An 18602-nucleotide genomic window follows, 5' to 3' on the forward strand; every position below is an offset into this window, starting at 1 on the left:
ATGATTATCGCTGTTGATGGACCGCTCGCTTCGGGCAAGGGCACGATCGCCAAGGCACTCGCGCGTCATTTCGGCCTGCCGCACCTCGATACCGGCTCATTGTATCGCGCCACGGCTGTCGCGGTGATTGATGCGGCGATCGATCCGGCCGACGAGGCCGCTGCGGCAGCCGCAGCGCGCGCCCTCGATGTCACCGCGATCGATGAGACCCGCATTCGCACCGCCGATGCCGGAGCGATGGCGTCTCGCGTCGCGGCCCTGCCCGCCGTGCGCGCGGCGCTTTATGAGTTGCAGCGCGATTTTGCCGAGCAGGCCGGCGGCGCCATTCTGGACGGCCGCGATATCGGCACCGTGATCTGCCCCGATGCCGGTGTGAAACTGTATGTCACCGCCAATGCCGAAACCCGGGCCGACCGGCGCTGGCGCGAACTGACGGCGAAAGGCGATCCGATCAGTTATGAAACCGTGCTGGCCCAGACGCGCGAACGAGACGCGCGCGACACCGAGCGCGCCGACGCCCCCATGCGCCCCGCGGACGACGCAACCTTGCTTGATACCTCGTCCTTGAGTATAGACGCGGCGATTGCTGCGGCCATTCAGATTGTGGAAAACGCTAGGAAGGCGTGACCCACAAGGGCTTTGGCGATCTAGAAACCGGGCTTACCGACTTCAAAACGCGCGCGATTTCAGGATCGCAGCGGGTTTCGATATTGGCGCCCATGGAAAAACCCCTTGCCGGGCCAATCTGGCCCAGCGATGCGAACTACCCCGCATTTTGCGGCTCGCATCGCATTCTGGAGCAACCTCTTACATGTCTACCGAAACCCTTACCCCGACGACCGACGATTTTGCCGCCATGCTCGAAGCGAGCCTGGCCGGCCGCGACCTTGCCGAAGGCCAGGTCATCAAGGGCATTGTCACCGCCATTGAAAATGATGCCGTCGTCGTCGACGTAGGTCTCAAGACCGAAGGCCGTATTCCGGTCCGCGAATTTACCGGTCCTGGTTCCAAAGCCCCCAAAGTGGGTGATGAAGTCGAAGTCTTCCTCGAGCGTATCGAAAACGCCCTCGGTGAAGCCATGCTGTCGCGCGACAAGGCCCGCCGCGAAGAAAGCTGGGATCGCCTCGAGCAGTCCTTCGAAAAGAAAGAACCTGTCAACGGTGCCATCGTCGGCCGCGTCAAGGGTGGCTTCACGGTCGATCTGGGCGGCGCTAGCGCCTTCCTGCCCGGCTCGCAAGTCGATATCCGCCCTGTGCGCGATGTCGGCCCGCTGATGAACCAGGAACAGCCATTCGCCGTTCTCAAAATGGACCGTCCGCGCGGCAATATCGTCGTTTCGCGTCGTGCCGTGCTTGAAGAATCGCGTGCCGAACAGCGTGCAGAACTCGTCGGTCAGCTGGCCGAGGGCGAAGCCCGTGACGGTATCGTCAAGAACATCACCGATTACGGCGCATTCGTTGATCTCGGCGGCATTGATGGCCTGCTGCACGTCACCGACATGTCGTGGAGCCGCGTGGGTCATCCGTCCGAAGTCGTTGAAGTCGGTCAGAACGTCAAAGTTCAGATCATCAAGATCAATAAAGAGACCCAGCGTATCTCGCTCGGCATGAAGCAGCTGATGTCCGACCCATGGGAAGGCGTTGCCGCCAAATACCCTGTCAGCGCGACATTCAAGGGCCGCGTGACCAATATCGCCGAATACGGTGCCTTCGTTGAACTCGAAGAAGGCGTTGAAGGCCTGGTCCACGTCTCCGAAATGAGCTGGACCAAGAAGAATATCCACCCAGGCAAGATCCTTTCGACCTCCCAGGAAGTCGAAGTCATGGTTCTCGATGTCGACGCCGACAAGCGCCGCATCTCGCTCGGTGTCAAACAGACCCAGCGCAATCCATGGGAAGTCTTCGCCGAAACCTATCCGGCCGGCTCGCAGATCCAGGGTGAAGTCAAGAACATCACCGAATTCGGTCTGTTCGTTGGCCTGGAAGGCGAAATCGACGGCATGGTTCACCTCTCCGACATCTCCTGGGATCAGTCGGGCGAGCAAGCCATCGAAGCCTTCAAGAAGGGTGACCTGGTTGACGCAAAAGTTCTCGATGTCGACATCGACAAGGAACGCGTCTCCCTCGGCATCAAGCAGCTGGCCGGCGATCCGATGGATTCCTCCGGTGCCAACCGTGGCGACACCGTGACCTGTACGGTCACCGAAATCACCACTGGCGGTATCGAAGTCACCTTCGGCGACGACGCAGCTGTCAAAGCCTTCATCCGCAAGTCCGACCTGTCGCGCGATCGTGCCGAACAGCGTCCGGAGCGTTTTGCGGTCGGCGACAAGGTCGATGCCCGCATCACCAATGTCGACAAGGCTTCGCGCCGTGTTTCGCTCTCGGTCAAGGCGCTTGAAATCGCCGATGAACGCGATGCGGTCCAGCAATACGGCTCGTCCGATGCCGGTGCCTCACTCGGTGACATTCTCGGTGCAGCAATGCGCGAGAAGGATGCTGACAAAGGCGAATAGGATCGCTTGTCCCTGCGGGGATGAGTAGAATGAACGGCCGGAGCTCCTCGCTCCGGCCGTTTTTTTGAATCTGACTCATTGACGCGAGCGGTCGCAAAGGTCAGGTTTGAACTTTCAGGCGTGGAGCTGTCGCATGATCAAATCCGAGCTGATCGACAAACTGGCCGAGGCCAACCCGCATCTCTATCACCGGGATGTCGAGCGCGTGGTCAACACGATTCTTGATGGCATTACTGAATCCCTGGCGCGCGGCGAACGTGTCGAACTGCGCGGTTTCGGTGCTTTCTCGGTACGCCACCGTCCGCCCCGCGTCGGTCGGAACCCACGCACCGGCGACAGTGTTGCCGTCAAGGAAAAACACGTTCCCTTCTTCAAGACCGGCAAGGAATTGCGCGAACGCGTCGATGCCTCGCGGGCCTCAAAATCGACACCAGCCTGACCAGCAGCGAACACTTGCGGCTGTTCACAGCGGCTGTTTAGCGCCGGTCCTCCGGTTTGACGGCGACAAGCGGGTTTCCCTCCGGGCGGCGACGCGCTAACTCCACCGGCATGACCGAAATCAAATTCTGTGGCCTGAAAACCGGGCGTGATGTCGCCGCTGCCGTGCAGGCCGGCGCGCGCTGGACCGGCTATGTGATTTTCCCCGCCAGTCCGCGCCATGTCACACCAGCCCTGGCTGGCGAACTGGCGCATCTGGCGCAAGGCACCGAGACCGTCGCCGTAATGGTCGACCCCGATGACGCCCTCCTGGCCCAGATCCGCGACGCCATGCGTCCGGACTGGATCCAGCTGCACGGTTCGGAAGACCCCCGGCGCGTGGTCCAGGCGCGTGCCTATGCTCGCCAGGGGATTATCAAGTCTGTCCCGGTGGCCGACGCGAGCGACCTGGAGGCCGCGCGTGCCTATGACCGCGTCGCCGACATGCTGTTGTTCGACGCCAAACCGCCGCGGGGCGCCAGCCGGCCCGGCGGCTGGGGTGAGACCTATGATTACGGCCTGCTGAAAAACCTGAACCTATCTGTGCCCTGGCTCTTGTCCGGCGGTCTTGATGCCAGCAATGTCGCGGCAGCTGTTGCTGCCTCCGGCGCGAAGGCGGTCGACGTGTCCTCGGGCATTGAATCGTCGCCGGGCATCAAGGATGCGGCACGGATACAAGCTTTTGCCGACGCGCTGGCACAGCCGGCGCCCGGCCTGACCTGAAGGAGAGCGCCATGAGCGAGACTGCGCCCGTCGACACCCGACCCAATTCGCTCTCGGCCTGGCCCGACAATAACGGCCGTTTCGGCGATTTCGGCGGCCGTTATGTCGCGGAAACCCTGATGCCGCTCATCCTCGAACTGGAAACCGCCTATGAGGCGGCCAAGATCGACCCGGCCTTCACCGACAAGATGGATGAATTCCTGCGCGATTATGTCGGCAAGCCGAGCCCGATGTATTTCGCCGAGCGTCTGACCGAGGAATTCGGCGGCGCCCAGGTCTGGCTCAAGCGCGATGAGCTCAATCATACCGGCAGCCACAAGATCAATAACTGCCTCGGCCAGGTATTGCTCGCCCTGCGCATGGGCAAGACCCGCATCATCGCCGAGACCGGCGCCGGCCAGCATGGCGTCGCCACGGCCACGGTTGCGGCGCGTTTCGGCCTGCCCTGCACCGTCTTCATGGGCGCCACCGATGTCGCGCGCCAATCGCCCAATGTCTTCCGCATGAAACTGCTCGGCGCCGAAGTCGTGCCCGTCACCTCCGGCACTGGCACGCTGAAGGATGCGATGAATGAGGCCCTGCGCGACTGGGTCACCAATGTGCATGACACCTTCTACGTCATCGGCACCGTGGCCGGCCCGCACCCCTATCCGGCCATGGTGCGCGATTTCCAGTCCATCATCGGCCGCGAAGCCCGCGAGCAGATCCTGGAACGCACCGGACGGCTTCCCGATGCCTGCGTCGCCTGTATCGGTGGCGGCTCCAATGCGATGGGCCTGTTTCACCCCTTCATCGATGATGAGGATGTCCGCCTGATCGGCGTCGAGGCCGCCGGCCTGGGCCTGGACACGGACAAGCACGCCGCCAGCCTCAAGGGCGGCCGCCCAGGCATACTCCACGGCAACCGCACCTATCTCCTGCAGGATGATGACGGCCAGATCATCGACGCCCACTCCATCTCCGCCGGTCTGGACTATCCCGGCATCGGCCCGGAACACGCCTTCCTGCACGACATGAAGCGCGCCGAATACGTCTCGGCCACCGATACCGAAGCGCTGGAAATGTTCCAGATCTGCTCCAGGCTCGAAGGCATCATCCCGGCACTGGAACCCGCTCATGCTTTGGCGCGCGTCCGCGATCTGGCCAAGGAGCTGGGGCCCAAGGGCATGATCCTGATGAATATGTGCGGCCGCGGCGACAAGGATGTGCCGCAAGTGGCTGAGATGCTGGGGGTGAAGTTATGAGGATCATCACGGCTTTAGTGCTCTCAGTGGGGCTGTCTTCGGCCTGCTTTGCAGCACGACCCCATGTCACCAACCCGGTTGGCACTTGGCAGCAAAGTGATGGAGTGGTGGCCGTGGTCACCTTCTTCCGGACCCGAGATCACTACGTCCGTCGGACCGAAGATGAGTGGGAAATGCCAGAAGCCGACGAAAGCCCAGCAACAGCCCGGATACTGTTTGTGAACTCAACGCCTGAGCCTCGGGCAGGGTTACTGCAGTGTATTGGGTTCCATTTTGGCGACGTTGGTACGCGCATCGGAGAGCCAATACCGTATGAGTTGGAGCCAGGGGAATCCATCCAGCAAACGATTGCTTCGGATGTCCTCGCCGGTGCTAGCTCGATGTGGTGCCGCTTCATTGGAATGACCAGTGATCGACCATCGGGTCCGTGGTTCTCCGGACATTTCCGCTGATAGCCGAGCCGGTGCAAAGTCCTGGCGGACTACCAAAAGCAATCAGAGCGGCTTGATTGTAACGACACTTGTAGTTACAATGCCTCATGTTCGAATGGGATGAGGCGAAGAACGCGGCCAATATCGCCAAGCACGGGCTGAGTTTTCAGGAGGCCGTGCAGGCCTTTGATGGCCCGGTTTTCACCATTGTCGACGACAGGGTGGATTATGGCGAATTGCGCGAAATATCGATCGGTCTGATCAAAGACCGCGCCATCATCGCTATCGTTCACACCGACAGGCAGGGCCGCACGCGCCTCATCTCGGCGCGGCGGGCCAACAGGAAGGAAAGGGCGCTCTATCATGGCCATTATTCGCAAGAAACTCAGTGATCTCCACGTCTCCGAGGAGCGTGTCGCCGAGATCGCGAACATGCCTGACGAGGATATCGATTATTCTGACATCCCCGAGCTTGATGAGGCATGGTTCGCCAAGGCCGAGCTTCGGATGCCTGTGACCAAGGAACAGGTCACGCTCCGCCTTGACGTCGACATTCTCCGCTTCTTCAAGGCGCAGGGCAAAGGCTATCAGACCCGCATCAATGCGGTGCTGCGCGCCTATGTCGATGCGATGAAGAAGGGTGAGGCGTGAGGCTTCAAGATGTGAGACCTTATCGGCCAACGCCCGCAGGAGCAGACCTCTGACATGAAAAATCGCCTCACCACCCGTTTCTCCGAGCTGGAAGCCTGGGGCCGACCCGGTTTTGTCGCCTATATCATGGCCGGCGATGGCGACAGCGCCGGCCTGCTGGCGGCCCTGCCCGAGGCCGGCGCCGATGTGATCGAGCTGGGCATGCCCTTTACCGATCCGATGGCCGATGGCGCCTCGATCCAGGCCGCCGCCCTGCGCTCGCTTGATGCGGGGATGACGCTGAAGGGCACGCTCCAACAGGCGCAGGATTTCCGCAAGCATGATCACACCACGCCGATCGTGCTGATGGGCTATGCCAATCCGATCCATTCCATGGGCTGGGAAAAATTCGCCAAGGCCGCGGCCAAGGCCGGTGTCGACGGGTTGATCTGCGTCGACCTGCCGCCGGAAGAAGACGCCGTGCTGCGGCCGCATCTGGCCAAGCTCGGCATCTCGATGATCCGCCTAGCCACCCCGACAACCGATGACAAGCGGCTGGCGACTGTGGTCGAAAACACTTCGGGTTTCGTCTATTACGTCTCAACGACAGGCGTGACCGGAACCGGTTCCGGTGCGGTCACCGATGTCGGCAATGCCGTGGCGCGCGTCAAGGCAGCCAGCGGCCTGCCGGTCGTCGTCGGTTTCGGTGTACGCACGCCGGAACAGGCCAGGGCGATCGCGCAATGCGCGGATGCTGTGGTGGTGGGTTCGGCGATTGTCGATGCCATGCATGATGGCGGTGTTGCGGGCGCTGTGAAATTGGTGAAAACCTTGTCTACCGCCACACACGGCGTCAAACGATGAGAAACGGACAATGAGGGATCGGGATTCAGAGATGAACTGGCTTTCCAAGATCACCCCGCCGGGGATGTCGAAAATCTTCTCCAAGCGGGACACGCCCGACAATCTCTGGGTCAAATGTCCGATCTCGGGCGAGATGGTGTTCCAGAAGGATCTGGAGGCTGGCCAATTCGTCACGCCTGCGGGTCATCACATGCGTATCGGGCCTGCCTGGCGTTTCCAGTTCACCTTCGACGACGCGTTTGAGGAGCTCGACACACCGGAAGTCCCGAAGGACCCGCTGAAGTTCCGCGACGAGAAGACCTATGTCTCCAAGATCGCTGCCGCGCGCAAGAAGACCGGGCGCGACGATGCGATGGCGATTGCCGTCGGCCGCATTGGCGGCGTTGAATCCGTCGTGCTGGTGCAGAATTTCGCCTTCATGGGCGGCTCACTCGGCATGGCCGCCGGCGAGAGCTTCATCAAGGCCGCCGAGACCGCGATTGCCAAACGCGCGCCCCTGATCGTCTTCACCGCCGCAGGTGGCGCACGCATGCAGGAAGGCGCGCTGTCGCTGATGCAGATGCCGCGCACCACGATTGCCGTCGAGATGCTGCGCGATGCGAGCCTGCCCTATGTCGTCGTGCTGACCGATCCGACCACGGGCGGCGTCACCGCCTCCTACGCCATGCTCGGCGATGTCCAGATTGCCGAACCGGGCGCATTGATCGGCTTTGCCGGGCCGCGCGTGATCGAACAGACCATCCGGGAAAAACTCCCCGAGGGTTTCCAGCGCGCCGAATACCTGCTGGAAAAGGGCATGATCGACCAGGTCGTCCACCGTCACGAAATCCCGGCAACGCTGGCTCGCATGCTGCGCGTGCTGATGAAACGTCCAAGCGCGTCCACCCCCGGCCGCCTGGCACCGCCCTCGCCTGACCATGTGGCGGCGGACGGAGGATCGCATGAGCACCCGACGCCAGGACATTGACGACGCGCTGACGCGGCTTGCACGGCTTCACCCGAAAAAGATCGACCTGTCGCTGGGGCGGCTGCAGCGTCTTCTGACAGCGCTGGGAAACCCGCAGGATCACTTGCCGCCGACCATCCATGTCGCCGGCACCAATGGCAAAGGCTCGACCTGCGCCTATCTGGCTCATATGGCGCGGGCCAATGGCCAGAAAGTGCATGTCTACACCTCGCCGCATCTGGTCGATTTCAACGAACGCATCCAGATCGACAGCCAGCCGGTTGGCGACCAGGCCCTGATCGAGGCGTTTGCGCGCTGTGAAGCGGCGAATTTCGGTGAGCCGATCACCTTCTTTGAAATCACCACGGCCGCCGCCTTCCTGCTGTTCAGCGAACACCCGGCTGACCTGCTTATTCTCGAGGTCGGGCTCGGCGGCCGCTTTGATGCCACCAATGTGATTGCCAAACCCGTCCTGTGCGTCATCACCGCGATCGGGCTCGATCACCAGGAATTCCTCGGCAATGACATCGCGGCCATCGCACGCGAGAAGGCCGGGATCTGCAAGTTCGGCGTCCCGACCATTATCGGCCGTCAAGGGCCGGAGGCCGAGGCCGCCCTGCTCCAGGAAGCGGGCCGCGTGGGTGCACTCGCCTATGTCTGGGGCCAGGACTTCCGGGCCTATCAGCAACACGGCCGCCTGACCTATGAAGACGAAAGCCGTGTCTGGGACCTGCCCAGCCCGGGTCTGATCGGGCCGCACCAGATCGATAATGCCGGCGCCGCGGCGGCCTGTGCCGCTGTGCTGCAATGGCCGGAAAAATGTGTCGCCGACGGCATTGCCCACGCCACCTGGCCGGCACGCCTGCAGAACATCACACGGGGACCGCTCGGCGAGATTGCCCGCAGCCATAATGCCGAGCTCTGGCTTGATGGCGGCCATAACCCGGCTGCCGCTGCCGCCCTGTCCCACGCCCTGGCCGATATGGATGAGCGCGAGGACCGGCCGCTGGTCATCATTGCCGGCTTCTCGCCCAACAAGGACGTCGAAGGCTGGTGTTCGCAATTTGCCGGCCTGGCGAGGCGGTTGATCGCGGTCGAATTCAGTTCCGGGCGCGGCGGGTCGCAGACAGCCGACGCGGTTGCTGCCGCCTCCAATGCCGCCGACCTCAGGGCGGAGACAGCCACCAGCCTGCTGCTGGCGGTCAAGAATGCGGCCAAGGAAGTCCCCGCCCCGCGTATCCTGATTGGGGGCTCGCTCTATCTGGCCGGCGAAGCCCTGGCCCTGGGCGGTGCCGCACCACACCAGACGCCGGGCTGAGGCACAAAGAAAAACGGGCCCCGAAAGGAGCCCGTTTCTCAATTCTGACTGGCCGTGTGGAGCCCGATCAGGCCGAGAGGGTCTCGCGGACCCATTCGGTGATCTTGCCCTTGGCCATCGCGCCGATCTTGGTCGAGGCCACCTGGCCGCCCTTGAAAATCATCAGGGTCGGGATGCCGCGAACGCCATACTTGCCAGGCGTCAACGGATGGTCGTCGATATTCACCTTGGCGACAGTGAGTTCGCCGGCCATTTCCTCGGCCAATTCTTCAAGCGCGGGTGCAATCTGCTTGCACGGGCCGCACCATTCGGCCCAGAAATCGACAAGCACGGGACGATCCGCATTGAGGACATCAGACTCGAAGGAATCATCGCTGACCGCTTTCGTCGCCATGGGCTACTCCTTTGTTCGGGGCGGGTCCGGTTGTTCCAAACCCATTACATGAGGCGTGAGGTAAGCAGCGCCGGGTCAATCGTCAAGAGTTTGCACCTGACAGGACACCGTCCAGCAATTCTGCGGGGATTTCCATCAGACGGGCCGCATCGGTCCACAACAGGGCGCAACGCACCGTCTTGCCGGGATGCAGGCTGCGCAGCAGGGCGCGGTAGGCGGCCATCTGGCCGAGATAAACCCGCGCGACCCCATCGACATCAACCGGCGGCGGACGATTGGTCTTGTAGTCAACGATCAGGACTTCGTGATCCGTCACCACCAGCCGGTCGACCTGTCCGCGCACCTTTGTGCCCGGCGGCAATCCCGGTGCCGTGCCGGTCAGGGCAACTTCGGCGCGGCTGCCCGGACCGAACAGGGCGGCGAAATCGGGATGGTCGAGAATGCCCAGGGTTTCCTCGATGATGACGGACCGGGTCGCCGCGTCGAGATCCGGCTGGGCCGCGACAAAACGTGCCGCCGCCTCGCGCCGGCGGGCGGGGTCAAGATCGGGCAGGGTTTCGAGCAATTTGTGGATGACCTCACCGCGCCGGAAGCGCTGGCCACCCGGATCGAGCAGGGGCGAGACGACCGCCTCCGCCATCTCCTCATCGGCCAGCAAGCGCGAAGGCGCAATCGCGCGCAGGGCGCCCGCCTCGCTGGTAGCCGGTTCAATCGCCCAGGCGGGCAGCGTCACTTTCGCCGCCGCGGCGCGATCATGTGTGCCCAGCGCGACCGGCGCAGCGCCCAGTCGCAGGCCCGCACCAATCCCCTCGACACGCGTCGAGAGCGGGGTCTCGAACTCGGCCCAGTCATCACCGGACCATTGCGCCGCCAATTGCGTGTACCAGCTGTCCTTGGCCACGCTGCCGGGGCCCCGGCCCTGACGCCAGCCGCAGACGATCAGACGGTCGCGCGCCCGCGTCAGCGCGACATAGAGCAGGCGGCCATGCTCGGCCTGGGCCCTGGCCGCATCGGTTTCGCGCATTTCGGCAACGAGTGGCGGATCCTCGGCCTTGCGTTGCGACCAGATCAGACCGGCTACTGCATGACTGAAGATAGGTTCCCCTTTGCCCGTAGCAGGCGAACGCGTGGTATCCGGCAGGATAATGACAGGCCGCTCAAGCCCCTTTGAGGCATGAACCGTCATCACCTGGACCTCGTCCCGGTCCGTACTCATCTCGCGCTTGAGCTGGGTCTCTTCGCCCTGCAGCGAGGCGACAAAACTCGCCATCGCCCCACCATGCTCACGCTCATGCTCGAGCGCACGCCCCAGGAAGACTTCTGCCGGATCACGCGCCTCCTCACCCAGCCGTGCCAGGACCCGCGCCCAGCGGCTCTCCCCGGTCGGGGTGCGGGCATTGAGGAAGCCGCAATAAACGTCGTAAAGCCCTTCATTATCGGCCTTATTGCGCCATTCGGTCAGCGCCGCACGGGCTTCGGCGAAGCGCGGATCGGTCGAGGTGAAGAGCGCATTCCAGAGCGCGCCGCGATGGCTGTTGCGGCGGCTCTCGGCCAGATCAAACAGGGCCGCATCATCAATCGGCGGCGTCGTGCTGGAGACCGGGTCGAAGAAGGGCGATTTGAGCAATTCCGCCAGCGCCAGATCATCACCGGGCGTAATCGCCAAACGCCCCAGCGCCAGAAGATCTTTCACCACGGTCTGTTCGCGCAACACCATCCGGTCGGCACCGGCAACAGGGACCTGGGCGAGTTTGAGCTGGCGGATCACTTCCTCGAAGAAACCGCCCGTGCGGCGCCAGACGAGGATGGCGATATCCTTGGGCTGGACCGGGCGCTGCTCGAAGCGTCCGCCGGTCTCTTCCCAGACCGCATCCCCACGATCAATCATCGCGCGGATTTCCGCAGCCAGGGTCTGCGCCAGTATATCCCGCGCCGTACCGCGCCCCGGCGTATCGACCGGATCGAAGATCGAACTTTCCTCGACCGTTTCCGGCTTGGGCACGGACGGCCAGAATTCGACACAGCCCGGCATCCCGGATCGGGCCGCCTTGTGATTATTGTAGAAGGCGAAGGGGCGCGCCGGATCGGTATTCTGGAATTTGGTTTCCGGCGCAGTGGCGGCAATCGGCGCAAAGGCCTGGTCGACAGCCTGCAGGATTTCCGGCGCCGAGCGGAAGCTGACATCGAGCGCCGGACGCGTGAATTTCAGCCCGGCCGCATCGGCCCGCTCGCCCAGCGCATCACCCTCGGCGATGAAGCGGGCCGGCTCGGCACCCTGGAAGGAATAAATCGACTGCTTCTCGTCACCGACCACGAACAGGGTGCGCGCGTCCTCATTCGCGCCCTTTCCGGCGAAGAATTCAGCGGTGAGCGATCCGATCATGTCCCATTGCCGCGGCGCGGTATCCTGGGCCTCATCGACCAGCGCGTGCGCCAGACGGCCATCAAGCTTGTAGCCGACCCAGCCGGAGAAGGGATTGGCCTCGCTCAGGAGATGACCCGACAGGACGATGAGATCATCAAAATCGAGCGCGCGCTGCCGCAGCATTTCCGCGTCATAGGCGTCGAGGAACAACGTCGCGACCCGAAGTGCCGCCGCGCTCGCCTCGGCGACCTGGGCTGTGCGGGCCTGGTCGCGTGCCAATACCATGCGCTCGGCTTCGGCGTCGAACAGGCCGGGCAGGCTGGGCGCGTCCTTTGCACAGGCCTTGGTGACCAGTGATTTGGCCCGACTACCCTCACCATTGCTGATGAACCAGGCCGGCAAACAGGCGTCAAAGGCCAGGTCCGGCGTCGCGGCATTGAGCGCTGTATCGAGCGCAGCGGCGCGGGTCTGATCGGTCGAGCCGCCATAATGGCGCAGCGCGATCACCGCTTCGGCGAGATGGACATGCGGTGCGGCAGCCCAGGCCTCGGCCTTTATCGCGGCGGATCGTGTCCCGATCGGCAGATCAAACAGTGCATACATCTGGCCGATCAGAGCGTCGGGATCGCCCGCCCCCTCCAGCGCATCGCGCAGTTTGTGGCGGTTGAAGCGCGTCCAGCGCAGGATATTGCCGAGCGCGTCGGGGCCGCCCGCCTGCAACAATGTGTCGACCGTATCGCGGTCCAACTCCTGCAGCGTGCGCCGCCGGGCCGTTTCGACCACTTTGGCCGCTTCACTGTCATCGAGCGTCTTGAAGCCTGGAGGCGCACCAGCCTCGAGCGGGAAGCGCCGCAGCAGGTTTTCGCAGAAAGCGTGAATGGTCTGGATTTTCAGCCCGCCGGGCGTTTCCAGCGCCATCGCGAACAGCTTGCGGGCCGAAGCGAGGAAAGGTGCATCGCGCCGTTCCTGGCCAAGTTTTTCCAGCTCATCGCCCAACTTGCCGTCCGGCATGACCGACCAGTGACCGAGCCGGTCAAACAGGCGTTCCTTCATCTCTGCGGCGGCGGCCTTGGTATAGGTCACGCACAGGATCTGGTCGGGCTGGGTGCCATTCAAAAGGATATTGATAACGCGATTGACCAGGACGCGGGTCTTACCGGAACCGGCATTGGCCTCGACGAAGACACTCGCCGCCGGATCGGCAGCAAGGTCCTGCTCGGCGGTGGCCCCCTTGATGATATCTGGATCAAAACCCGGCTCGCTCATGTCTCGCCACCCTCATCGCCGCCACCGGGTGCACTGGCCCATTCGCCGCGCCGGGCGAGATGATCGTAATCACCATAATCATTGACGTATTGCGCGCGGGGTTGGGAAAGATAGGGCTCCGTTTCGCGATCGAAGCGATCGATCCACTCGCGCAGATCCTCCAGCGCCTTCGCGGCCATCTCATCGGCCGGGGGAGTGACCGGCTTTTTCTGAGGCATTGAGTGAATTTGCGCCTCCTCGCCACCCTCGGCGTTGCCCGGTAGGCGAACATAATAAAGCCCGGCCGGCTCCCCGTTGAGGCCTTCGAACACGCCCGGCACACGGGCCATCGCGGCCGTCAGCGGCAATTGCGGATCAAAACCGGCGGCGACGACTTTCGGCTTGGCTGCGGTGCCGGTCTTGTAGTCGATAACATCCAGGCGGCCATCGGCACGTCGGTCGAAGCGGTCCGAACGGCCGCTCAAGACCCAATCTCCACCGGCCTGGTTCAGGACCAGGCTCCCCCGGACCTCCAACTTGGCAATTGTGATGCCTTCAGCGCGGCGGACGCGCTCCCAGGCGATCAGCCAGCGGGCGGCGCGGGCAAAGCGGGGCAGTTCGACCACCAGTTCCTCGGGGGCAAAGCCGGCCTTGACCAGATGCCGCCGCGAAACCTCGACCAGTTGTGCTTCGGCATCCTCAGGCAGCACCTCCAGCCAGTCTGCAAACGCTTCTTCCAGCGCGTCGTGTAGAGCCGTACCGCGCTCGCGCGCGCCAATCGGCATATCGGCCGGGTCGAGCCGGTTAATGCCGAGAATGCGGCGGGCATAGATGGAATAGGGGTCGCGGACCCAGGTGCGGATCTCGGTAATCGACAGGCCTCGCGGCCGGGCGCTGACGCGCGGACGCGGCTCTGGCTTGGGTGCCGGTTTCGGACCGAGGCCGGGCGCGTTGAGGTCACGGGCAATGGCGGCATAGGGCTCGGCGGGCTCCAGCGCCTCGCCGGCCGCATCGCGCCCCATTGCGCCCTCGACCAGCGTCTTGAGACGCCAAACCCAGCGCGAGGCTACCGTCGGCGCGCCATCGGCCTTGGTGGCCCGGGTCAGAAAGACTTCGGCGCCGCAAGCGAGCTGGGCGAAATCATGTGCGGCCAGACCATGCCGGCGCTCCGGCGCACCCAGTTCGAGCACCTTGCGCATGCCCGCAGAGAGCCAGGGATCCACCCCCAGCCCCGCCGGCCAGACACCCTCATTCAGGCCCGCCAGCACAATCCGGTCGGCCCCGATCAGGCGCGCCTCGAGCGGACCGAGCACCTGCAAGCGTGGATGCACGCCCAGGCGCGGCGGGACCCGGCGCGCCCGCACCAGCTCGCGAAACGCCCCGGCATATTCAAACAGGCGCATCGGCGGCAGGCTCTCGGTCTCACCGAGCAATTCACGCAGCACACCGGCGGCCGCATCGCCGCCCTCACCCGCCCAGAGGCGAACCGCCCCCTCACGCTCGGCGCTCGAGGCCAGCGCTTCGGCGGCGCGGGCATGGCGTTCGGCCCAGACGGCGGCAGGGAGTTGCTCATCCGGCTCGAGCGGCGCCATGGCGGCCTGCATCTGCGTCAGTATGGCTTCAATCGCCGCGCGATCATCATCGAACAGATCGACATATTTGCCATCGAGGCGCGCGCGGACCGCTGCCAGGTCGCGCCCCGGCCGGACGCCGCGCAAGGCTTCAGCCTCGAACTTGCCGAGCACACCATGCACCAGCCCGCGCTCCAGCCCGGCGGCAAACAGCGGCGAACCCCATAGCGCCGACAGGGCCACGACACTGCCCGGGTCCTCCGCAACATCGAGGAGGCGCAAGAGGAAGGCACCGGCATGGGTCTCCGACAGTGCCGCACCACCAGAATCATCAAGCCGGACACCAAACCGGTCCATCTCGGCTGCGACACGCCGTGCCAGGCCGCGATCCGGCGTCACCAGGATGGCCGTCTTGCCGGGCGTATCGAGGGTCTCGCGCAGCAGGAGTGCGCAGATGCGCGCTTCGGCGAGCAGGTCGGGGGCCTCGACCAGGGAGAGCCCATCAAGGCCGCGTGCGAAATAGTCTTCGCCATATTGCTGTTTGAGCTGTTCGACGCGATCAAGCCAGTCATCGGTCGCCTTGGCCGGCCGCAGGGATTCGGCGATGACGCGGCGACGGGCCCGCGCCGGGGCGTCCTCGGCCGAGCCTGGCCATTGGCGGACCTGTTTGCGGTGGATCCCGAAATCACTGACGAAAGCCTTCATCGCCCATTGCGGGTGAGAGTCGTCAATATGCTCCCAGGCCTTGTCATCGGCATCCCAGTCGAAGCCCGGCAGAACCACGGCGCCTTGCGGCAGTTGCGCGACACACCGCATTACGTCGCGCGCGGCCGGGATTGAACCGGTCGAGCCAACAACCAGAACCGGATGCGATGGCGGCTGTCGGTCCCAGCGCTCGACCAGGGCCCCCAGGACGATCGAGCGCCGCGCGGCACTATCGACCAGCCCCAGCTCCTTCAGCCGCATTGGCCAGATCGTGCCAACAATATTGAGGAATTCGACAGCCTCGCGGCGGTCGGCCGGCAAATGTTCCTTCAGCGCTTCGTCGAGGACGGAAAGATCTGTCACATCCTCGGTCGCCAGATCGTCAAGCAGCGCACCAAGCGGTTCGGCCAGGGCGAGAGCACCGCCAATCCCGATCTCGCGCCCCAATGCGGCCTCCTTGGCCAGGATCAGGCGTGCCAGCTCGAAGCGGCGGCGCGAAGCGGACACGGCTGGCGGCGCAATACCGGCCAGTTCGCCCGGTTCAAACGGCGGATCATCGACATCGATATCGCCGAGCGGACGGATCATCGGCAACAGGGCAACGCCAGTGCCGGCCTCTTCGGCAAAGGCGTCGCCAAGGGCCTTGGCGGCGCGCCGGGTCGGGGTCAGGATCAGGACACGGGTCAGCGCGTCAGGATGGGTCTCGACATTGAATTCAAGCCGCAGGCGTCGGGCGATGGATCGCAGGAAGTCGGCCTGGGGTGGCAGGGTGAAAAGGCGCGGGGCCGGCGTATCGAACAGGCTCTCGCTCACCTCGCCAGACGCGCCTCGGCCGCAGCGACCGCTTGCGGATCCCCGACATGCATCCAGAAACTCTGCATAGACAGACCGAAGACGCGGCCCCGGGGCACCAGATCGCGCCAGACGTCAGTCATCGAGAAGCGGGTCTCGCTCCGGCCCGTCATGATGGAAGGCTTCATGATCTGGACGCCGGCATAGGCGAAGGGCGCGCTCGCCGCCTCGCCGCGCCAGGCAACGCGGCCATCATCCCCGAGGAAAAAATCACCCGCTCCGTCAAAACCAAGCGTAGCCTGCATCGGGGCGAGCAGCAGCAGGACATCCATCCGCCCGGCATCCCACGCGGCCCGCATTCGATCGAGCTCGGCTTCAGGGCCATCAACCCAGATCGCGTCGATATTGGAGATGAAGACCGGGTCCTCACCAAGCAGGGGCAGCGCCTTGACGACACCGCCGCCCGTCTCCAGCACGCAATCGCGCTCATCGGAAATCATCAGCTTTTCTGCGCGCTGATGGGCCTGGATATGGGCCTCCATCGCGTCAGCGAAGTGATGCACATTGATGATGGTCCGCTGCACGCCCGCCGCCTCGAACCGGTCGAGCGCCCAGTCGAGCAGAACCTGGCCGCCAACCTCGACCAGCGCCTTGGGCCGGTCATTGGTGAGTGGTCGCATCCTCGTTCCCAAACCGGCAGCCAGCGCCATACCCGTCGCGATCCGGGTCATTTGTGCGCTTCCGCGAAAACGGAGGGCGCATGCGTCTTGGTCCACATCAGCAAGGGCATCAGCGCCGGATGCTGAAGGTTGGAAACATAATGGCGTGCGACCCGCGGCAGCATGTCGAGATATCGCTGCTTGCCATCACGCAGGGCCAGCCGGACAAAGATCCCGAGAATTTTCGCATTGCGCTGGGCGCCGAGCACCGCATAGGCGGCGTCAAAGCCCGCCGCATCCTCAATCCCGGCCTTCTCGACAAAGCGGGCCTTGAGCGGGATTGCCAGATTATGGTCGACGCTGCGGCGCGCATCTTCGATCAGCGAAACGAGATCATAGGCCGGGTGGCCGATTACCGCGTCCTGGAAATCCAGCAGGCCGACGCGGGCATGGCCTTCGCGTTCGGGGAGATGGATCAGATTCTCGGCATGGAAGTCGCGCAACACCAGGCCCGGAGCACAATTCTCGAGGCGCCGGAATGAGCGCTCCCAGATCTCGGTCCAGTCGGCCCGCGCCTCTTCGCCGATCGTCATACCGGCATGGCGCGCAGCGAACCAGTCGAGGAAGAGATCGGCCTCCGCCGCCAGAGCGACGGCATCATAGGGCAGAAGTGGCCAGTCGCGGCCGTCCAGGGTGACCCGGTCGGCGAAGGATGAGCGGTAGATCGCGGCCAGCGCGTCGACCGCTTCGGAATACAAACGCCCCTCATGCATCTGCCCCGGCAAGAGACGAGCATAGAGCGCGTCGCCAAGGTCCTCGAGCAGGAGAAAGCCCTGGTCGGGATCGCTGGCCAGAATGCGTGGGGCGGAAAATCCGCGTTCGACCAGGGCGCTGGCCAGCCCGGCGAAAGCGGCCGGATTGGAACCGGCCAGTCGGGCCTGGGCGTTATAGCCGAGGGCTGCGCGTTGTTCCGGTGTCGCGTCTTGCGGGCAGGTCGGCGCTTCCGCGCGTGCCGGTGCGTCCATCAACATTGCCGGCTCACCCTGCCTCGACAGACGAAAATACTGACGGGTTGAGGCATCGCCGGGCAGTGGCGCGATCTCGGCTCCGGCCCATCCGGCCCGGTCAAGAAAGGCTGCGCGCGCAGTGGCGCGGTCAGAATTCGTCAACGCGGCTCTCCCAGCTTCCAAACCCTGTTATCCGGGCTTCGCGGACAGTGTCCACGCCCGCGCCCGTGATGGCTATGGAAATTTCCAGCCGGTCGGCGGGGAGGTCATCTTCAAGCCGTTCCGGCCATTCGATCAGCGTGATCGCATCATCGAAAGCGTCATCCAGCCCGAGCTGTTCCAGTTCGCCCGGCGCCTCGATCCGGTAGAGGTCGACATGCCAGAGCGCGACCGCCGCGTCGGTCTCATAGACCTGGACAATGGTGTAGGTCGGGCTCGGGGCGTCGTCGATGCCACACATCCTGGCGATGACCTGGCGTGCCAGGGTCGTCTTTCCGGCCCCGAGATCGCCGGCAAGACAGACCACATCACCCGCGACCAACACGGCGGCGAGACGATCGCCCAGCGCCATCGTGGCGGCGAGGTCAGTCAGGGTGAGATGGCGCGAATGGCTCATGCTTCGCGCTTAACGAAGCGCGGCGGCGACGGCAAGCGATGAAGCTGAATCTTGACATCGCAGTGAACGCTGTTCATTTCCAACCCATAGAACCGGAGCG

The 18602-nt window shown here is 63.9% G+C and carries 16 protein-coding genes; 10 read left to right on the forward strand and 6 right to left on the reverse strand.

The genetic code is table 11. The annotated features are described in order from the left end of the window. From cmk to BLT42_RS09175, 10 genes are all read left to right on the forward strand, one after another. Positions 1-627, forward strand: a complete 627-nt coding sequence (cmk, locus tag BLT42_RS09130) for a (d)CMP kinase (RefSeq protein WP_091769972.1) — start codon at positions 1-3, stop codon at positions 625-627. 184 nt (positions 628-811) lie between these two features. After that, entirely contained in the window at positions 812-2515 is a 1704-nt protein-coding gene (rpsA, locus tag BLT42_RS09135; protein ID WP_091769973.1) for a 30S ribosomal protein S1, read from the forward strand. Positions 2516-2648: 133 nt separating this feature from the next. Further along, the gene (locus BLT42_RS09140; protein ID WP_091769975.1) at positions 2649-2954 is read left to right on the forward strand and encodes an integration host factor subunit beta; all 306 of its coding nucleotides are present in this window, start codon (positions 2649-2651) and stop codon (positions 2952-2954) included. A 110-nt stretch (positions 2955-3064) separates the two neighbouring features. Then, entirely contained in the window at positions 3065-3715 is a 651-nt protein-coding gene (locus tag BLT42_RS09145; protein ID WP_091769977.1) for a phosphoribosylanthranilate isomerase, read from the forward strand. An 11-nt stretch (positions 3716-3726) separates the two neighbouring features. Beyond that, a complete protein-coding gene (gene trpB / locus BLT42_RS09150) occupies positions 3727-4959 on the forward strand; it encodes a tryptophan synthase subunit beta (protein WP_091769979.1) in 1233 nt (410 codons plus the stop codon). A gap of 538 nt (positions 4960-5497) precedes the next feature. Next, the gene (locus tag BLT42_RS09155) at positions 5498-5782 is read left to right on the forward strand and encodes a BrnT family toxin (RefSeq protein WP_091769980.1); all 285 of its coding nucleotides are present in this window, start codon (positions 5498-5500) and stop codon (positions 5780-5782) included. Further along, positions 5754-6041, forward strand: coding sequence for a BrnA antitoxin family protein (locus tag BLT42_RS09160; protein WP_091769982.1), 288 nt, complete (start codon positions 5754-5756; stop codon positions 6039-6041). The genes BLT42_RS09155 and BLT42_RS09160 overlap by 29 nt, the downstream gene beginning before the upstream one ends. 54 nt (positions 6042-6095) lie before the next feature. Continuing rightward, a complete protein-coding gene (gene trpA / locus BLT42_RS09165) occupies positions 6096-6884 on the forward strand; it encodes a tryptophan synthase subunit alpha (RefSeq protein ID WP_091769984.1) in 789 nt (262 codons plus the stop codon). 31 nt (positions 6885-6915) lie between these two features. After that, positions 6916-7851, forward strand: coding sequence for an acetyl-CoA carboxylase, carboxyltransferase subunit beta (accD, locus tag BLT42_RS09170; RefSeq protein ID WP_091769986.1), 936 nt, complete (start codon positions 6916-6918; stop codon positions 7849-7851). Beyond that, the gene (locus BLT42_RS09175) at positions 7826-9148 is read left to right on the forward strand and encodes a bifunctional folylpolyglutamate synthase/dihydrofolate synthase (RefSeq protein ID WP_091769988.1); all 1323 of its coding nucleotides are present in this window, start codon (positions 7826-7828) and stop codon (positions 9146-9148) included. Before accD ends, BLT42_RS09175 begins: the two co-directional genes overlap by 26 nt. A gap of 67 nt (positions 9149-9215) precedes the next feature. On the opposite strand, the gene trxA is transcribed toward BLT42_RS09175, so the two are convergent. The 6 genes from trxA to tsaE form a co-directional block, all read right to left on the reverse strand. Further along, positions 9216-9542: a thioredoxin TrxA gene (trxA, locus tag BLT42_RS09180; RefSeq protein ID WP_091769990.1), complete on the reverse strand. Its 327-nt coding sequence runs from the start codon at positions 9540-9542 to the stop codon at positions 9216-9218. Positions 9543-9624: 82 nt separating this feature from the next. Then, positions 9625-13173 carry a double-strand break repair helicase AddA gene (gene addA, locus BLT42_RS09185; protein WP_091769992.1) on the reverse strand — a complete coding sequence of 1183 codons (3549 nt, stop codon included), beginning with the start codon at positions 13171-13173 and terminating at the stop codon, positions 9625-9627. After that, positions 13170-16241: a double-strand break repair protein AddB gene (gene addB / locus BLT42_RS09190; RefSeq protein WP_091769993.1), complete on the reverse strand. Its 3072-nt coding sequence runs from the start codon at positions 16239-16241 to the stop codon at positions 13170-13172. Before addB ends, addA begins: the two co-directional genes overlap by 4 nt. Then, positions 16238-16951 carry a nucleotidyltransferase family protein gene (locus BLT42_RS09195; RefSeq protein WP_233342410.1) on the reverse strand — a complete coding sequence of 238 codons (714 nt, stop codon included), beginning with the start codon at positions 16949-16951 and terminating at the stop codon, positions 16238-16240. Before BLT42_RS09195 ends, addB begins: the two co-directional genes overlap by 4 nt. Continuing rightward, positions 16948-18048 carry an aminoglycoside phosphotransferase family protein gene (locus BLT42_RS09200; RefSeq protein ID WP_091769996.1) on the reverse strand — a complete coding sequence of 367 codons (1101 nt, stop codon included), beginning with the start codon at positions 18046-18048 and terminating at the stop codon, positions 16948-16950. Before BLT42_RS09200 ends, BLT42_RS09195 begins: the two co-directional genes overlap by 4 nt. Further along, positions 18035-18502, reverse strand: a complete 468-nt coding sequence (gene tsaE, locus BLT42_RS09205; protein WP_091769998.1) for a tRNA (adenosine(37)-N6)-threonylcarbamoyltransferase complex ATPase subunit type 1 TsaE — start codon at positions 18500-18502, stop codon at positions 18035-18037. The genes BLT42_RS09200 and tsaE overlap by 14 nt, the downstream gene beginning before the upstream one ends. Positions 18503-18602 lie beyond the last annotated feature (100 nt).

This window comes from Maricaulis salignorans, assembly GCF_900103475.1.
Classification (GTDB): Bacteria; Pseudomonadota; Alphaproteobacteria; order Caulobacterales; family Maricaulaceae; genus Maricaulis; species Maricaulis salignorans.

Bases quoted from the DNA above. Each gene is read 5' to 3' on its own strand.
- rpsA (WP_091769973.1), top strand. From the start codon at position 812: ATGTCTACCGAAACCCTTACCCCGACGACCGACGATTTTGCCGCCATG.
- BLT42_RS09195 (WP_233342410.1), bottom strand. From the start codon at position 16,951: ATGACCCGGATCGCGACGGGTATGGCGCTGGCTGCCGGTTTGGGAACG.
- BLT42_RS09140 (WP_091769975.1), top strand. From the start codon at position 2,649: ATGATCAAATCCGAGCTGATCGACAAACTGGCCGAGGCCAACCCGCAT.
- accD (WP_091769986.1), top strand. From the start codon at position 6,916: ATGAACTGGCTTTCCAAGATCACCCCGCCGGGGATGTCGAAAATCTTC.
- trpB (WP_091769979.1), top strand. From the start codon at position 3,727: ATGAGCGAGACTGCGCCCGTCGACACCCGACCCAATTCGCTCTCGGCC.
- cmk (WP_091769972.1), top strand. From the start codon at position 1: ATGATTATCGCTGTTGATGGACCGCTCGCTTCGGGCAAGGGCACGATC.
- BLT42_RS09160 (WP_091769982.1), top strand. From the start codon at position 5,754: ATGGCCATTATTCGCAAGAAACTCAGTGATCTCCACGTCTCCGAGGAG.
- tsaE (WP_091769998.1), bottom strand. From the start codon at position 18,502: ATGAGCCATTCGCGCCATCTCACCCTGACTGACCTCGCCGCCACGATG.
- trpA (WP_091769984.1), top strand. From the start codon at position 6,096: ATGAAAAATCGCCTCACCACCCGTTTCTCCGAGCTGGAAGCCTGGGGC.
- trxA (WP_091769990.1), bottom strand. From the start codon at position 9,542: ATGGCGACGAAAGCGGTCAGCGATGATTCCTTCGAGTCTGATGTCCTC.
- BLT42_RS09175 (WP_091769988.1), top strand. From the start codon at position 7,826: ATGAGCACCCGACGCCAGGACATTGACGACGCGCTGACGCGGCTTGCA.
- BLT42_RS09155 (WP_091769980.1), top strand. From the start codon at position 5,498: ATGTTCGAATGGGATGAGGCGAAGAACGCGGCCAATATCGCCAAGCAC.
- addA (WP_091769992.1), bottom strand. From the start codon at position 13,173: ATGAGCGAGCCGGGTTTTGATCCAGATATCATCAAGGGGGCCACCGCC.
- BLT42_RS09145 (WP_091769977.1), top strand. From the start codon at position 3,065: ATGACCGAAATCAAATTCTGTGGCCTGAAAACCGGGCGTGATGTCGCC.